At 70.0% G+C, this 15,168-nt stretch carries 17 protein-coding genes and 1 other RNA gene; 9 read left to right on the top strand and 9 right to left on the bottom strand.

Annotated elements, in window-relative coordinates; genetic code table 11:
- The first annotated feature begins 95 nt into the window (after positions 1–95).
- The 3 genes from panB (at position 96) to A5695_RS22570 (ending at position 3,930) form a co-directional block, all read left to right on the top strand.
- On the top strand, positions 96–941 hold the full coding sequence (gene panB / locus A5695_RS22580; protein WP_068087554.1) for a 3-methyl-2-oxobutanoate hydroxymethyltransferase: 846 nt from the start codon (positions 96–98) through the stop codon (positions 939–941).
- Positions 942–1,067: 126 nt separating this feature from the next.
- Positions 1,068–2,249, top strand: a complete 1,182-nt coding sequence (locus tag A5695_RS22575; RefSeq protein WP_068087515.1) for a 1,4-beta-xylanase — start codon at positions 1,068–1,070, stop codon at positions 2,247–2,249.
- A 151-nt stretch (positions 2,250–2,400) separates the two neighbouring features.
- Positions 2,401–3,930: a CYTH and CHAD domain-containing protein gene (locus A5695_RS22570; RefSeq protein ID WP_068087512.1), complete on the top strand. Its 1,530-nt coding sequence runs from the start codon at positions 2,401–2,403 to the stop codon at positions 3,928–3,930.
- A 6-nt stretch (positions 3,931–3,936) separates the two neighbouring features.
- On the opposite strand, the gene rnpB is transcribed toward A5695_RS22570, so the two are convergent.
- Positions 3,937–4,337, bottom strand: an RNA gene (rnpB, locus tag A5695_RS22565) — RNase P RNA component class A.
- A 111-nt stretch (positions 4,338–4,448) separates the two neighbouring features.
- Between rnpB and A5695_RS22560 the strand changes: the two genes are divergently transcribed.
- Genes A5695_RS22560 through A5695_RS22550 form a run of 3 tightly spaced genes read left to right on the top strand, consistent with a single transcriptional unit; the run spans position 4,449 to position 6,964 of the window.
- Complete coding sequence (locus A5695_RS22560; protein WP_068087509.1) at positions 4,449–5,159, top strand: 2OG-Fe(II) oxygenase; 711 nt, start codon at positions 4,449–4,451, stop codon at positions 5,157–5,159.
- A 45-nt stretch (positions 5,160–5,204) separates the two neighbouring features.
- Positions 5,205–5,414, top strand: a complete 210-nt coding sequence (locus tag A5695_RS29860; protein ID WP_068087506.1) for a hypothetical protein — start codon at positions 5,205–5,207, stop codon at positions 5,412–5,414.
- Positions 5,415–5,458: 44 nt separating this feature from the next.
- The gene (locus A5695_RS22550; protein WP_068087552.1) at positions 5,459–6,964 is read left to right on the top strand and encodes a molybdopterin-dependent oxidoreductase; all 1,506 of its coding nucleotides are present in this window, start codon (positions 5,459–5,461) and stop codon (positions 6,962–6,964) included.
- A gap of 4 nt (positions 6,965–6,968) precedes the next feature.
- Here A5695_RS22550 and A5695_RS22545 read toward each other — a convergent pair whose 3' ends face one another.
- Genes A5695_RS22545 through cobC form a run of 6 tightly spaced genes read right to left on the bottom strand, consistent with a single transcriptional unit; the run spans position 6,969 to position 11,808 of the window.
- On the bottom strand, positions 6,969–7,169 hold the full coding sequence (locus A5695_RS22545; protein WP_068087502.1) for a hypothetical protein: 201 nt from the start codon (positions 7,167–7,169) through the stop codon (positions 6,969–6,971).
- A 22-nt stretch (positions 7,170–7,191) separates the two neighbouring features.
- Entirely contained in the window at positions 7,192–7,773 is a 582-nt protein-coding gene (locus A5695_RS22540; RefSeq protein WP_068087499.1) for a TetR-like C-terminal domain-containing protein, read from the bottom strand.
- 18 nt (positions 7,774–7,791) lie between these two features.
- Positions 7,792–8,904, bottom strand: coding sequence for a bifunctional RNase H/acid phosphatase (locus tag A5695_RS22535; protein WP_068087496.1), 1,113 nt, complete (start codon positions 8,902–8,904; stop codon positions 7,792–7,794).
- Positions 8,901–9,638, bottom strand: a complete 738-nt coding sequence (locus A5695_RS22530; protein WP_068087493.1) for a zinc ribbon domain-containing protein — start codon at positions 9,636–9,638, stop codon at positions 8,901–8,903. Before A5695_RS22530 ends, A5695_RS22535 begins: the two co-directional genes overlap by 4 nt.
- Positions 9,638–10,783 (bottom strand): Nif3-like dinuclear metal center hexameric protein, encoded by a 1,146-nt coding sequence (locus tag A5695_RS22525; protein WP_068087491.1) that lies wholly within the window; start codon positions 10,781–10,783, stop codon positions 9,638–9,640. The genes A5695_RS22530 and A5695_RS22525 overlap by 1 nt, the downstream gene beginning before the upstream one ends.
- Positions 10,780–11,808 (bottom strand): Rv2231c family pyridoxal phosphate-dependent protein CobC, encoded by a 1,029-nt coding sequence (gene cobC / locus A5695_RS22520; protein WP_068087487.1) that lies wholly within the window; start codon positions 11,806–11,808, stop codon positions 10,780–10,782. Before cobC ends, A5695_RS22525 begins: the two co-directional genes overlap by 4 nt.
- Before the next feature lie 82 nt (positions 11,809–11,890).
- On the opposite strand from cobC, the gene A5695_RS22515 reads away from it, so the two are divergent.
- Genes A5695_RS22515 through A5695_RS22505 form a run of 3 tightly spaced genes read left to right on the top strand, consistent with a single transcriptional unit; the run spans position 11,891 to position 13,902 of the window.
- Positions 11,891–12,583, top strand: a complete 693-nt coding sequence (locus tag A5695_RS22515) for an HAD-IA family hydrolase (RefSeq protein WP_231974945.1) — start codon at positions 11,891–11,893, stop codon at positions 12,581–12,583.
- The gene (locus A5695_RS22510) at positions 12,576–13,073 is read left to right on the top strand and encodes a low molecular weight protein-tyrosine-phosphatase (protein ID WP_068087484.1); all 498 of its coding nucleotides are present in this window, start codon (positions 12,576–12,578) and stop codon (positions 13,071–13,073) included. Before A5695_RS22515 ends, A5695_RS22510 begins: the two co-directional genes overlap by 8 nt.
- A 1-nt stretch (position 13,074) precedes the next feature.
- Positions 13,075–13,902, top strand: coding sequence for an SURF1 family protein (locus A5695_RS22505; RefSeq protein ID WP_068087481.1), 828 nt, complete (start codon positions 13,075–13,077; stop codon positions 13,900–13,902).
- Here the strand turns inward: A5695_RS22505 and A5695_RS22500 are convergent.
- Together A5695_RS22500 and A5695_RS28775 are read right to left on the bottom strand one after the other, a co-directional pair.
- Positions 13,884–14,819, bottom strand: a complete 936-nt coding sequence (locus tag A5695_RS22500) for a cobalamin biosynthesis protein (RefSeq protein WP_068087479.1) — start codon at positions 14,817–14,819, stop codon at positions 13,884–13,886. The genes A5695_RS22505 and A5695_RS22500 overlap by 19 nt on opposite strands.
- 60 nt (positions 14,820–14,879) lie before the next feature.
- Positions 14,880–15,032, bottom strand: a complete 153-nt coding sequence (locus A5695_RS28775) for a hypothetical protein (RefSeq protein WP_156749806.1) — start codon at positions 15,030–15,032, stop codon at positions 14,880–14,882.
- Positions 15,033–15,168: the final 136 nt, after the last annotated feature.

The raw sequence follows: 15,168 nt of genomic DNA, 5'->3' as shown, positions 1-15,168 counted from the left end.
ACGGCGCAGTGGAGATGGCAGAATGGCACCGTCAGACGAACCCGGGGACCCCAATCAGGGCCACGAGGATCGACCCGACCACCACTAGGACAATGATGTCTGAGCAGAACGTTTATGGTGCAGCCACGTCCGAGCAGACACCGGCGCTCACCAAAATCCGCACCCACCACCTGCAGAAGATGAAGGCCGAAGGGCACAAGTGGGCCATGCTGACGGCCTACGACTTTTCCACCGCCCGGATCTTCGACGAAGCCGGCATTCCGGTCTTGCTGGTCGGCGATTCGGCCGCCAATGTCGTCTATGGCTACGACACCACAGTGCCCGTCTCGATCGACGAGATGATCCCGTTAGTCCGCGGCGTGGTGCGCGGCGCCCGGCACGCCCTGGTCGTCGCGGACCTGCCGTTCGGCAGCTACGAGGCGGGACCGGCCGCGGCCTTGGCCTCCGCCACCCGCTTCATGAAGGAGGGCGGCGCGCACGCCGTCAAACTCGAGGGCGGCGAGCGGGTGGCCGAGCAGATCGCTTGCCTCACCGCGGCGGGCATCCCGGTGATGGCCCACATCGGGTTCACGCCACAGAGCGTGAATAGCCTGGGCGGCTTCCGGGTGCAGGGCCGCGGCGACGGCGCCGAACAGACCGTCGCGGACGCGATCGCCGTCGCGGAAGCCGGAGCGTTCTCCGTCGTGATGGAGATGGTGCCGGCCGAATTGGCCACCCAGATCACCGGCAAGCTGACCATCCCGACCATCGGCATCGGGGCGGGCCCGAATTGCGACGGTCAGGTACTGGTCTGGCAGGACATGGCGGGCGTCAGCAGCGGTAAGGCCGCCCGCTTCGTCAAGCGGTTCGCCGACATCGGTGGGGAATTGCGGCGGGCCGCGATGCAATATGCGCAAGAGGTCGCAGAGGGCGCTTTTCCCGCCGACCAGCACTGCTTCTGACCAACCCGGACGCCGCTGACGGCCAAACCGAAACTCGTTGTGTGGCAAGCGCGTACGATGGCTCTTGGGTAAGTTCTCGACTTAAGCAAGGGTGAGCATATCGACCGGGGGACTCGCGGTGACTTCGTGCACCGCCGAACGGTGCTGAAGATACCGCTGCTGCTGGCAGGAGGCACCGCACTGGCCAACACACCACGCGCGGCGGCGCAGCCCGCGCCCGGCACCTCTCCGCAGGCGGGCCGCTGGTCCGTCGAGCGCGCCAACCGCTGGTATCAGGCGCAGGGCTGGCCGGTCGGGGCGAACTACATCACCTCGAACGCGATCAACCAGCTAGAGATGTTTCAGCCGGAGACGTTCGATCCCCGACGCATCGACACCGAACTCGGCTGGGCCCGCGCCAACGGGCTCAACGCTGTGCGGGTCTTCCTGCACGACCAGCTATGGACGCAGGACCCTCGAGGCTTCCAGGCCCGCCTCGCCCAGTTCGTCGACATCGCGGCGCGCCACGACATCAAGCCACTGTTCGTCTTGTTCGACTCCTGTTGGGATCCGCGGCCCGAGGCCGGTCCACAACGCGCGCCGACGCCGGGCGTGCACAACTCCGGCTGGGTGCAGAGCCCGGGCGCGCAACGCCTCGGTGACCGCGGTTACGTTCAAACACTGCGCGGCTACGTCACCGGGGTGCTGACCCAGTTCCGCACGGACGACCGCGTTTTGGGCTGGGACCTGTGGAACGAGCCCGACAACCCGTCGAAGTACTACCGCTCGGTCGAGCGGGACGACAAGCTCGATCTCGTCGCCGACCTGCTCCCCCAGGTGTTCGGCTGGGCCCGCTCGGTCGATCCGTCGCAACCGCTCACGAGCGGAGTCTGGGACGGCGAGTGGGCGGACCCCGGGAGTCGCAGCGTGATCAGCGGCATCCAGCTGGACAACTCCGATGTGATCACGTTCCATTCCTATGCCGAGCCGGCGGAATTCGAAAGCCGCATCGCCGAGCTCACACCCCAGGGGCGCCCCATCCTGTGCACCGAATACATGGCCCGGTCGTTGGGCAGCACGGTCCAGAGCATCCTGCCGGTCGCCAAGCGCTACAACGTCGGCGCGTTCAATTGGGGGCTGGTCGCCGGGAAAACCCAGACCGTATTCCCCTGGGACTCATGGGAGCACCCGTACCACGCCGTGCCCGCCGAGTGGTTCCACGACCTGCTCGCGCCCGACGGACGGCCGTTCCGCGATCCCGAGGTTCAGGCGATTCGCGAGCTGAGCGGCCTGGCGATGCATCTGCGCGAAGACCCGCCGCCCGGCTGAGCTACTGACCATCGATTCTGCGACGTCGGCCTATGCCACGCGGCGGCCATCGCCGCCATTCGTGTAACCACGGTATGGCAGGCTATGGGAGCCCATCACCACCGTCCCCGACGTTCAAGGCCGCGGCGACGCGCCCTCAACGGAGCCGAAAATGCCTGCAAAAGCGCCACAAACCTCCCGGCATTTAGAGGTCGAGCGCAAGTTCGATGTCGGCGAGTCCGCCGTGTCACCTTCGTTCGAAGGCATTGCCGCGGTGGCGCACGTCGACAAGTCGCCGGTCCAGACGCTGGACGCGACGTACTTCGACACCCCCAACCAGGACCTCGCCCGCAACAAGGTCACCCTGCGCCGCCGCACGGGTGGCTCCGACGCGGGGTGGCACCTGAAGCTGCCCACCGGTCCCGAGGCGCGCACCGAGGTCCGGATGCCGCTGGACGCGTCCGGGCCCGACACGGTGCCGGAGGACTTGGTGGACGTCGTGCTGGCGATCGTCCGCGACCGCCCCCTGGTACCGGTCGCGCGCATCACCACCCAGCGCGAAAGCCAGGTGTTGTACGCCGCCGACGGCGCGGCGTTGGCGGAGTTCAGCAATGACCACGTCACCGCGTGGTCGGCCCGCACTTCCGAGGACGCCGACCTGGAGCCCACCCAGCAGGAGTGGCGTGAGTGGGAACTCGAACTCGTCGAGTCCAACGGCGCCCCGGACACCGATCTGCTCAACCGGCTGGGTAACCGGCTGCTGGACGCCGGCGCCGCACCCGCCGGCCACGCCTCCAAGCTGGCCCGGGTACTCGGCACGACACCGCAACCCGACGCCGACCCCGCCGAGCACCCGCTGCAACGCGCGGTGGCCGAGCAGATCCGTGAACTGCTGGTGTGGGACCGCGCCGTGCGGGCCGACGCCTTCGATTCCATCCACCAGATGCGGGTCACGACCCGCAAGCTGCGCAGCCTGCTGCGCGACTATCAGGAGTCGTTCGGATTGCCCGACGACGGCTGGGTGCTCGACGAGCTGCGCGAGCTGGCCGGGATCCTCGGTATCGCGCGCGACGCCGAGGTGCTCGCTGAGCGTTACGAGCGCGAATTGGACGGGCTAGCGTCGGATTTGGTGCGCGGACCGGTGCACGAACGCCTGGTCGGCGGTGCCCAGCGGCGCTACCAGACCGGGCTGCGCCGGTCGCTGATGGCTATGCGGTCGCAGCGCTATTTCCGCCTGCTCGACGCCCTCGATGCGATTGCGGCCCAACCCCCCGGCAGCGCCACGGGCGAGGACCATGCGCCGGTCACCATCGACGCCGCCTACAAGAAGGTGCGCAAAGCCGCCAAGGCCGCCGCTCAGGTGGACGAAAGCCACCCCGACCATCCCCATGAGCGCGACGAGGCGATCCATCGGATCCGCAAGCGGGCCAAGCGCCTTCGCTACACCGCCGCGGCCACCGGTCAGGACAAGGTGTCCGAACAGGCGAAGGCCGTCCAGTCGCTGCTCGGCGATCACCAGGACAGCGTGGTCAGCCGGGAGCACCTGGGCCACGAATCCGAAGCCGCACACGCCGCCGGCGAGGACACCTTCACTTACGGCCTGCTGTATCAGCAGGAGGCCGACTTGGCCCAGCGGTGCGAGCAGCAACTCGACGACGCGTTGCGCAAACTCGCCAAGGCGGTGCACAAAGCACAGCGCTGAGCGGGGCGGACGAGTTGGCCTGTAAGCCGGATTCTGTTCTGCGCGCCGCCGGTAACCGGAGACGCGCAGCGGCGACCATCCATCTGGACACACCGTTGCCGGGTGCCTCGAGCGGCCTACCCGCAGGCTCGGGCGAGCAACCCTCGAACGCCTGCGCGGCCGCGCCTCACGGCGCGGCCTTCTTGGCCTTGCTTCGGGTGGGGTTTGCCTAGCCACCCCGGTCACCCGGGATGCTGGTGCGCTCTTACCGCACCGTTTCACCCTTACCACCGCGAGGGTGGCGGTCTGTTTTCTGTGGCACTGTCCCGCGAGTCACCTCGGATTGCCGTTAGCAATCACCCTGCTCTGTGAAGTCCGGACTTTCCTCGAACCGCCTCGCGACGGTCCGCGGCCGCCCGGCCAACTCGTCCGCGACGATCCACGGTACTACCCGCGCGATCCCGGGGCCAGCAGCTTTCCCTGCCCCGCTAAAGCGGCTTTATCGTGGACGTCGCAGACAGGCACACGGAAGGGCGCCGATGTCCCGATGGAAGAAGCGCGTCGAGTCCGGCGACTGGGACGCCATCGCTGCCGCGATCGACGAGTACGGCGGGGCGCTGCTGCCGCGCTTGGTCACCGACAACGAGGCCGCCCGGCTCCGCCGGCTCTACGACGACGACACCCTGTTCCGCTCGACCGTCGACATGGCGCCCCGGCGGTACGGCGCCGGGCAGTATCGCTATTTCCACGCGCCCTATCCCGAGCCGATCGAAGACCTCAAACAGGCGCTCTACCCGCGCCTGCTGCCGATCGCCCGTGACTGGTGGGGCAGGCTGCGCCGCGATGCGCCCTGGCCGGACTGCCTCGACGATTGGCTGGCCATCTGCCACGCGGCCGGCCAGACCAGGTCCACCGCGCTGATGCTCAGGTACGGCTCGGGCGACTGGAATGCCTTGCATCGAGACCTCTACGGCGACTTGGTCTTTCCGCTGCAGGTGGTGATCAACCTCAGCCACCCGGACACCGATTACACCGGCGGCGAATTCCTGCTCGTGGAGCAGCGGGCCCGCGCGCAATCCCGCGGCATGGCAACCCAACTGCCACACGGGCACGGGTTCGTGTTCACCACGCGCGAGCGGCCGGTGCCCTCGAGCCGTGGCTGGTCCGCGGCGCCGGTGCGCCACGGCGTTTCGATCGTGCGGTCCGGCGAACGCTACGCGATGGGGCTGATCTTCCACGACGCGGCCTGAGGGAAGACCATTGCCCGACGGGGATGTTGGTGCCAGTCTGACCAGATGACAGATACCGAAGGCTTCGTCGACCCAACGGTGACGGGCCTCGCGGAGCCGCAGCCGACGTACAAGGCGTTGCCCGAATCGAGCCCGGTGTTCCGGTCACCGCACGCGTTCGTCGTGCTGGTCGGTGACGTCCCTGGCAACCTCGAGGCGCGGGCCGTCGCCGCGGAGCAGAACTGCCCCGAAGGCGCCGTCTCCCTGTTCCGTTGAGGCACAACGTGACTCCGGTGGCTAGCGTGCCGTCGAACGAGCGGATGATGGCCGGGGTTGCCGCCGCGTCCGTCGCGCTCGGGGTGGCTCAGCTGGTCGGCATCCCGTTCGGCGGGCGGGCCGACGCCCGGGCCGCGGTCGGCGGGGCCGTCGTCGACCTGACACCGGGCCCGGTCAAAGAGTGGGCGATTCAGTCCCTGGGCTCGTCGGACAAGCTCTTCCTCGCCGTGGCCGTGCTGGTGGTGATCGCTGCAATCGCCGGCATCGCCGGAACATTCGAGACGCGGCGCCGCCCAGTCGGTAGCGCCGTGATCGCCGCGGCGGGCGCGCTCGGCTGCGTCGCGGTGCTGTCGCGGCCGGGAGCGACGGCGCTGGACACCATCCCGACCATCGCGGGCGCGGCCTGCGGCGTCGCGGTCCTGCGCCTGCTCACCCGTCGTTTCCGCCCCGCAGACACCGGCGAACATGACGAGCCGGATGCCGGCAGGCGCAGGTTGGTCGTGGTCGGCGTGCTGGGATTCGGAGTTGTGAGCGGCGTGGCGGGCGCGGTCTTCACGCGGTTGGTGCATTCGGTCGCCGCGGACCGCACCAGCTTCACGCTGCCCGATCCGCGCACCCCGACCCCCCCGGTACCCGCCGATGTGCAACCGAAAGGCGTTGCGCTGCCGAGCTTTATCACGCCCAGCGCCGACTTCTACCGGGTGGACACCGCGCTCGCCGTCCCCCAACTCAGCCGCTCCGACTGGCGGCTGCGCGTTCACGGCATGGTGAGCCGGGAAGCCACCTACGGCTTCGCCGACCTGGCTGGCTTCGAGGTGGTCGAAAAGGTGGCGACACTCGCCTGCGTGTCCAATCCCGTTGGCGGCAAACTCATTTCGACCGGGATCTGGACCGGGTATCGCCTGGCCGATCTGTTGGCGGCGGCCGGTGTGCGTCCCGAGGCCGACATGGTGCTGTCGACGTCGATCGACGGGTTCACCGCCGGCACACCGGTGGATGCGCTCACCGATGGCTGCGACGCGCTGCTGGCCATCGCCCTCAACGGTGAGCCCCTGCCGATCGAGCATGGCTATCCGGCCCGGCTGATCGTGCCGGGGCTGTACGGATACGTGTCGGCCACCAAATGGGTCGTCGACATGGAACTGACCCGCTTCGACAAGGCGCAGGCGTACTGGACGCGGCAGGGCTGGGCAGCGCGCGCACCCGTCAAGACCGAGTCGCGGATCGACGTGCCGAAAAGCGGCGAGCGGGTGCCGCTGGGTCCGGTGGTTTTCGGCGGCGTCGCCTGGGCGCAGAATCGCGGCGTGCGGTCCGTGGAAGTCCGCATCGACGACGGCGCCTGGCACGCCGCCGAACAGGGCGCCAGCTACTCCAACGAAACGTGGCGGCTGTGGCGCTTTCCCTGGCAGGCGGAAAGGCCAGGGCAGCACACCATCACGGTGCGCGCCACCGACAACACCGGGGCCACTCAGACCTCGGACAGGGCCGCACCCGTTCCCGACGGCGCCACCGGCTGGCACACGGTGGACTTCACCGTCAGCGGGACATGACGCACTATCTCGACGAGAGCTTCCGCCAGCTGACGACCGCGATCACGGCACCGATGACCGCCGTGATGGGGCCGATGACCGACCATGTCGTGGTGTTGCTCATCGGGCTGCCGCCAAGCACCCCGAATCCCTGCAGCGCCCAGATCGAACCGAACAACGCGACGATCAGCCCGAAGGCGAATGTGGCGACGAACGTCCTTCGCATACGCCGGATGCTACGGCCAGGCTCAGCGGCTGGCCAGGGCATGCCACGCCATGTCGACGATCGCCGCGCAATAGTCGTCGTCGACGGGGACGTCGGAGTACAGGGCGCGAATGTTGAGCGGCGCCAGTACGATCTGCACGGCGGCCAGGGTGTTGACGCCCTCCCGCAATTCCCCCCGCTCCCCGGCGCGGTCCACGACCGCGCGCACGGCTGCGAAGTGCGCGTGCCAGAAGCGCAGTCGAGTGGCTTCGTCGTGCCCGCCGCGGCTGTCCATCACCAACGCGCGCAGCATTGTGCGGCCGATGTTGGTGTTGATCCGATTGGTCACGTTGCGCGCCAGCGCCTCCAGGTCGCCGCGCAGTGAGCCGGTGTCGGTCCCCGAGATCTCGCTCTCCAGGTCGGAAAGCACCGCATCCACGATGAGTTGGCGCCGATCCCCCCAGTACCGGTACACCATGGCCGCGTCGAGGCGGTGACGGTCAGCCAACGCCTCGATGCTGAACCTTTCCACACCCCAGCGGGACAACTCATCGAGCACCGCCGGCATCAGCCGCGCCCGGACATCGGCGGGAATGGATTCACGGATCGGCTCAGACGGCTGCATCGACGTCTCCTAACCCAGCTACAGATACCCGGTCTGGTTCACCAGGCGCACCGAAGACGCCCCGTCGGGATAGAACTCGGCGATGCTCAGCGATGCCAGGTCCAGGTGCAGGCGGTAGAGGATGCCCGGACCGGCCTCCAGCGCCAGCCGCAACAGCATCTTGATCGGCGTCACGTGCGATACCACCAGCACGGTCGTACCCGGATGCGCGGCGATGATCCGTTCGCGGGCCCGGACGACCCGGTCGAGCACGTCGTCGAAGCTCTCTCCGCCCGGCGGAGTGGTGCCGGTGTCGCGCAGCCAGCGACCGTGCAGCTCCGGGTCGCGCTCGGCGGCCTCGCCGAAGGTCAGCCCCTCCCAGGCGCCGAAATCGGTCTCGATCAAATCGTCATCGACGGTCACGTCCAGGCCGAGCGCCTTGGCCGCCCGGGCCGCGGTGTCGTAGGCCCGCTGCAGCGGCGAGGCGAACACCGCCGAGATCCCGCCGCGCCCGGCCAGATAACGCGCCGCAGCGTCGGCTTGCCGGCGACCCACGTCGGTGAGCGCCGGATTGCCGCGGCCCGAATAGCGGCGCTGCGCCGACAGCTCGGTCTGGCCGTGCCGCAGCAACAGCATCCTGGTCGGCGTGCCCCGTGCGCCCGTCCAGCCGGGCGCCTGCGGGGATTGCGGCGCAACGGTTTTCGGGGTTTCGACCGCGCGCTCCTCGGGTTCGTCCGCCAGGTCGCTGACGGCCGCCGCGTCCATCGCCTCGTTGGCCAGCCGGTCGGCATAGGAGTTGCGTTCGCGCGGAATCCACGTGTAGCTGATCCGGTCGAATCGTGCGGCCAGCGCTCGGGCCTGGCCGTGCAGCTCGACCAGGTCGGGGTGCTTGACCTTCCACCGCCCCGACATCTGCTCTACCAGCAGCTTGGAATCCAGGAAGACCGCAGCCTCGGAGGCGCCGAGCGCCACGGCGTCCTCCAAACCGGCCAGCAGGCCTCGATATTCGGCGACGTTGTTGGTGGCCCGGCCGATGGCCTGCTTGTTCTCGGCCAACGCTGTCGAGCGGTCCTCGGTCCACACGACGGCGCCGTAACCCGCCGGGCCGGGATTTCCCCGGGACCCGCCGTCGGCCTCGATCACGACCTTCATTGGTCGAACCCCTTGACCCGCAACAGGATCGCGCCGCATTCGGGGCATCGCACCACGTCGTCGTCGGCGGCGGCCGAGATGCGGGACATCTCGCCGCGGTCGATCTCGAGTCGGCAAGCGCCGCATCGGCGCCCCAGCAGCGGTCCGGCGCCCGGCCCTCCACCGGCGCGTTGCCGCTCGTAGAGGGCCGCCAGGGCGGGATCCAGTTCGGCGGTGAGGGTCTCGCGGCGCGACGAATGGGCCTGCCGGGCCGCGCTGATTTCGGCGAGCGCGGCGTCGAGGGCTTCTCGGGCGCCGGCCAATTCGGCCTCCAGCGCCTCGACCTTGCCCTGCGCGTCGTCCAGTTGGGACTGCAGCTCCTCGCGGCGCTCCATCACCTCCAGCAGCGAATCTTCCAGGCTGCCCTGACGGCGCGTCAGCGTCTCCAGCTCGTGCTGCAAGTCGGACTGCTGCTTGGCGTCGGCGGCACCGGACTGCAGCAGCGACCGGTCGCGGTCTTCGCGCTGCCGGACCGCATCGATCTCGGATTCGAACCGTGACACCTGGACGTCGATGTCCTCCAAGGCGATCCGAATGGCGCCCACCCGGTCGGCGGCGGCGTTGAGTTCGTCCTGCAACCGCTCGCAGGCCTGTTGCTCCGCCAAATGGCCGGCCCGGTGCGTGATGCGGGACAGCTCCGCATCCAGTTCTGACAGCTCGAGCAGCGAACGCTGCTGAGCGACTTCGGCTTTCATCACGCCTCACCCCCAGTCTCGTCGCCGCACTGCCCCATGTTCCAGGGGTCGGTGCGGATGGTGCATACCCCCACCGTCAGCGCCGCACCGAAACGGGACCGCAACAGGTTTGCGGCCTGGTGGCACCACGGAAATTCACTTGCCCAGTGCGCCACGTCCACCAGCGCCACATCCGAGCCTCGGCGATGTTCGTCGGCCGGATGGTGTCGCAGGTCGGCCGTCACGTAGGCCTGCACGCCCGCCGCGGCAGCATTCGCCAGTAGCGAGTCCCCAGCGCCGCCGCAAACGGCGACCCGGGACACCGGCAGGTCGGGATCGCCCGCCGCGCGGACCCCCCACGCCGTGGCCGGCAAGGCGGCGTTGACGCGGGACATGAAGTCGCGCAGGGGTTCCGGCCGCGGCAGGGTGCCGATGCGACCCAATCCGGCGCCGCCGGGCGGCGGCACCATCGCGAAAAGGTCGAACGCCGGCTCCTCGTAGGGATGGGCGGCGCGCATCGCCGCCAGGACGGCGGCCCGGATCCGCGCGGGCGCGACCACCTCGAAGCGGTCTTCGGCTACCCGCTCGACGGTGCCGACGCTGCCCACCGCGGGGGACGCCCCTTCGTGCGGCAGGAACTGCCCGATGCCGCTGACGCTCCAGCTGCAGTGCGAATAGTCTCCGATGTGCCCGGCGCCGGCCTCGAACACGGCCGCCTGCACCGCTTCTGCGTTCTCGCGCGGCACGTAGACGATCCACTTGTCGAGGTCGGTCGCGTCCGTGCGCGGCTCCAGGGGCGCCTCGACGATGAGGCCGAGGGCTTCGGCGAGCGCATCCGAGACGCCCGGGGAAGCCGAGTCGGCGTTGGTGTGCGCGGTGAACAGCGAACGCCCCGTTCGGATCATGCGGTGCACCAGCGCGCCCTTGGGCGTGCTGGCCGCCACGGTGTCGACCCCACGCAACAGCAACGGGTGATGGGCCAGCAGCAGCCCCCCGTCGGGAACTTCGTCGACGACGGCCGGCGTCGCGTCGACCGCAACGGTCACCGACTCGAGCGCATCGTCAGGGTCACCGCACACCAGGCCCACCGAATCCCAAGGTTCGGCCAACCGCGGCGGGTAGACCTCGTCCAGCACGTCGATGACGTCGGCCAGCCGCACGCTCACGGGCGCACCTCCGAAATGGCCTGGACCAGCAGCGGCCATTCCCGGCGCACCGCGGCCCGCAGGTAGCGCTCGTCCAGGCCGACGAATGTGTCACAGCGACGGATGGCAATCCCCTTGGACTGCAGAGTTTTTCGGATTCGGACACCGTCCGGCCGGTGGAACAGCACGAACGGGGCCTGGCCGTGGACCACCTCGGCGCCCACCGACGTCAGCCCGGCCACCATCTCGGCGCGCAACTCCGTCAGGCGCGCCGCACCCGCCGCCGCCTCGGCGACGGACTGCGGGCCGCAGCACACCGCGATCGCCGCCAGCTGCAGCGTGCCCACCGGCCAGTGGGCGCGCTGAGCGGTGAGGCGATCCAACACTTCCGGTGCGCCCAGGGCGTAGCCCACCCGCAACCCGGCCAGCGCCCAGGTCTTGGTCAGGCTGCGCAGCACCACCACGTCGGGCAGCGAGTCACCGGCCATCGACTCCGGTTCGCCCGGGATCGAATCGGCGAACGCCTCATCGACCACCAGGATGCGGCCTGGCCGCCGCAGCGCGAGGAGCTGCTCGCGGGTGTGCAGCACCGAGGTGGGGTTGGTCGGGTTGCCCACCACAACCAGGTCGGCGTCCTCGGGGATCCTCACGCCGTCCAGGCCGAACGGCGGCTCCAGCAGCACGTGGTCCACGGGCACCCCGGCCGCGCTCAGCGCCGCCGCGGGCTCGGTGAACGAGGGCGCGACGATCGCCGCCCGCGCCGGGCGCAGGTTGCTCAACAACGCGAACGCCTCGGCCGCCCCGGCCAGCGGCAACACCTCGTCGCGGGCCCGGCCGTGCCGCTCGGCGACCGCGTCCTGCGCCGCGCACACGTCCTGGGCGCTCGGATAGCGCGCCAAGTCCGGCAGCCGCGCGGCCAGCCGCCGCACCAGCCACTCGGGTGGCCGGGCGTGACGGACGTTGACGGCGAAATCCAGCATCCCGGGCGCGACGGCCTGATCACCGTGGTAGCGCGCCGCAGGCGGGCTCATGTTCAGACTCGCCATCCGAGAAACACTAGTGTGCCGCGTCCGGGTGTGGCAGCGACACCGGCACACCCGGCCGCCGGGCGTCGAGGACAATGGTGAGGTGACAGGCACAACGTCCACCGATCGCCCTTCGCCGCGCCTGACGACCGAGCTGGTGATCTTCGACCTCGACGGCACCCTCACCGACTCCGCGGAGGGGATCGTGGCCAGCTTCCTGCACGCGCTCGAGCAGGTCGGCGTCGACGTCCCCGAGGGCGACCTGGTGGCCCAGATCGTCGGCCCGCCGATGGACGACACCTTCCATTCGATGCTGGGCGAGGACGCCGGGCGGGCGATCGCGGCCTTCCGCGCCGAATACGCCGACCGCGGCTGGGCGATGAACACCCTGTTCGACGGCATCGAGCCGCTGCTGGCCGACCTAAAGGCCGCCGGCGTCCGGCTGGCCGTGGCCACCTCGAAGCTCGAGCCGACCGCAAGCCGCATCCTGGCCCACTTCGGGCTCGATCGGCATTTCGAGGTCATCGCCGGCGCGAGCCCCGACGGCTCGCGCAAATCCAAGGTCGACGTGCTGGCGCACGCACTGGAACAGCTGCAGCCCCTGCCCGAGCGGGTGCTCATGGTCGGCGACCGCAGCCACGACGTGCACGGCGCGGCCGCGCACGGCATCGACACCGTGGTGGTCGGCTGGGGCTATGGGCGCGACGACTTCCCCGACGGCGCGGCGGCCACCGGGGCCACGGCGGTGACGCACGCCGCGACCGTGGACGAACTGCGGGCGGTGCTCGGTGTCTGAGCGCGAGCAGCTGCACGTCACCTTCGTGTGCACCGGCAACATCTGCCGGTCGGTGATGGCCGAGAAGATGTTCGCCGACCAGCTGCGCCGCCGCGGCCTGGCCGACGCGGTCCGGGTGAGCAGCGCGGGCACCGGCAACTGGCACGTCGGGGAATGCGCCGACGACCGGGCGACCGACGTGTTGCGCGCCCACGGTTACTCGACCGACCACCGCGCCGCACAGGTGGACGAGGACCACTTGGCCGCCGACCTGGTGGTGGCCTTGGGCCGCAACCATCTTCGGATGCTGCGCGAGCTGGGCGTCGACGAGGAGCGGGTGCGGATGCTCAGGTCGTTCGATCCGCGGTCGGGCGCCCACGCGCTCGACGTCGAGGACCCTTACTACGGTGACGCGCAGGACTTCGAGGACGCGTTCGCCGTCATCGAGGCCTCGTTGCCCGGCTTGCACGCCTGGGTCGACGATCGGCTGGACCGGAACGGATCTGGCTGACATGCGTCGGTTGGCGTTCTTGCTGCGGCCCGGCTGGATCGCGCTGGCGCTGGTGGTCATCGCGTTCGCCTACCTGTGCTTCACGGTGCTGGCGCCCTGGCAGCTGGGCAAGCACAACCGGACATCGCGGGAGAACCACCAGATCGAGTATTCCCTCAACACCGGGCCCGTCCCGTTGAAAACACTTCTACCGCAGCAAGATTCGGCCGCTCCGAACGCGCAGTGGCGCCGCGTGACGGCCACCGGGCACTACCTGCCCGATGTCCAGGTGCTGGCGCGGTTGCGGGTGATCGAGGGCAAACCCGCGTTCGAGGTGCTGACACCGTTCGTCGTCGACGACGGACCCACCGTCCTCGTCGACCGGGGCTACGTGCGGCCCGAGCAGGGCTCCCATGTGCCGCCGATCCCCCGCCCACCCCAGGAGCCCGTCACCATCACCGCGCGGCTGCGCGATCCCGAGGCCGTCGCCCCGGGCAGAGAACCGTTCACTCAAGACGGCGCGCAGCAGGTCTATTCGATCAACACCGAACAGGTCGCGGCGCTGACCAAGGTGGCCCTAGCCGGCTCCTATCTCCAGCTGACCGAGGACCAGCCCGGCGGGCTCGGCGTGATCGGCGTGCCGCATCTGGACGCCGGTCCGTTCCTGTCCTACGGCATCCAGTGGATTTCGTTCGGCGTCGTCGCCCCGCTGGGTTTGGGTTACTTCGTGTATTCCGAGATCCGCGCCCGCCGCCGCGAAAAGCAACCCCAGGTGGCGGTGGACCAGGCCCCGGAGCCGCCGACGACCGTGGAGGCGAAACTCGCCGACCGCTACGGCCGCCGCAGGTAACACAACATGACCGCCAGCAGCGCCGCCGCCGCTTGCACCGCCCGCGACAGGGCCACCGCGCGCCGCAGGTCGGCGACCGTCGGCTCGCGGCCGCCGCCCAGGGTGGGCCGGATCTGCAGCTCGTGGCGGTATTGGGTGGGCCCGCCGAGGCGCACGCCCAGCGCGCCGGCGAATGCCGCCTCGACGACGCCGGCGTTCGGGCTGGGGTGACGGGCGGCGTCGCGGCGCCAGGCCCGCACCGCCCCCGAGGCCGACCCGCTGACGAAGGGCGCGCACAGAACCACCAGCACCGCAGTCGCCCGTGCGCCGACATAGTTCGCCGCGTCATCCAATCGTGCTGCCGCCCAACCGAATCGGGCGTAGCGAGCCGAGCGATAGCCGACCATCGAGTCCAGTGTGTTGATGCCGCGGTACGCCAGCACCGCGGGCGCCCCGCCCGCGGCGGCCCACAGCAGGGGCGCCACCTGGGCGTCGGACGTGTTCTCGGCGACCGATTCCAGCGATGCACGCGTCAGGCCCACGGCGTCCAGCCGGGCCGGATCGCGCCCGCACAACGACGGCAGCAGGCGGCGCGCGCCCTCGACGTCCCCGCGCTCCAGCAGTTCGGACATCGCCAGGCCGGTGCGCGTCAGCGAGGTCCCGCCCACCGACACCCAAGTGGCTGCGGCGGTGGCCGCGACCGACCAGGGCCGGCCGCCGCGCTCGGCGGCCCGCTGCAGGGCGGCGCCGAGCAGGCCCACCGCTCCCACCAGCACGCCGACGTGCACGGCCCCCGCGAGCCTGCTGTCGCGGTAGGTCACGGCCTCCAGCTCGGCGGCCACCCGGCCGAACGCCGCGACCGGATGCCCCCGCGCCGGGTCGCCCAGTGCCACGTCGGCCAGGTAGCCGCCAAGCACGCCGGCCAGCCGGCTCCGCATCGCCAACACCCTGGCAGCGTCTCACACGGCGCGCGCCGGCCAGACGAGCCTCAGCGCGGCCTACGCCATGGCGAAGATGCCCGCGACGACCACCGCGGCGATCAGCACGACGATCACCCACCACATCAGCAGGGGCGAGTCGAACGCGCTCGTCGGTGCGCTCGCCGCGTGGCGCGCCGGCCCGGAGGCCGGGACACCGAATTGGGTGCTCATGGGCTAGGCGTGCCCGTTTTGGGCCGGTTGTAACGTCCGGGTCGTGGTTCACTCGAAAGCATGGCGTCGTCCGCGATGATGAAGCGGCCCGCGACCCGGGTCGCCGACCTGCTGAACCCGGCGGCGCTGTTGCTCC

This window comes from Mycobacterium sp. E1747, assembly GCF_001667775.1.
Lineage (GTDB): Bacteria > Actinomycetota > Actinomycetes > Mycobacteriales > Mycobacteriaceae > Mycobacterium.
The sequence above is the reverse complement of the archived record's forward strand: the minus strand, read 5'-3'. Positions and strand labels throughout refer to the sequence as shown.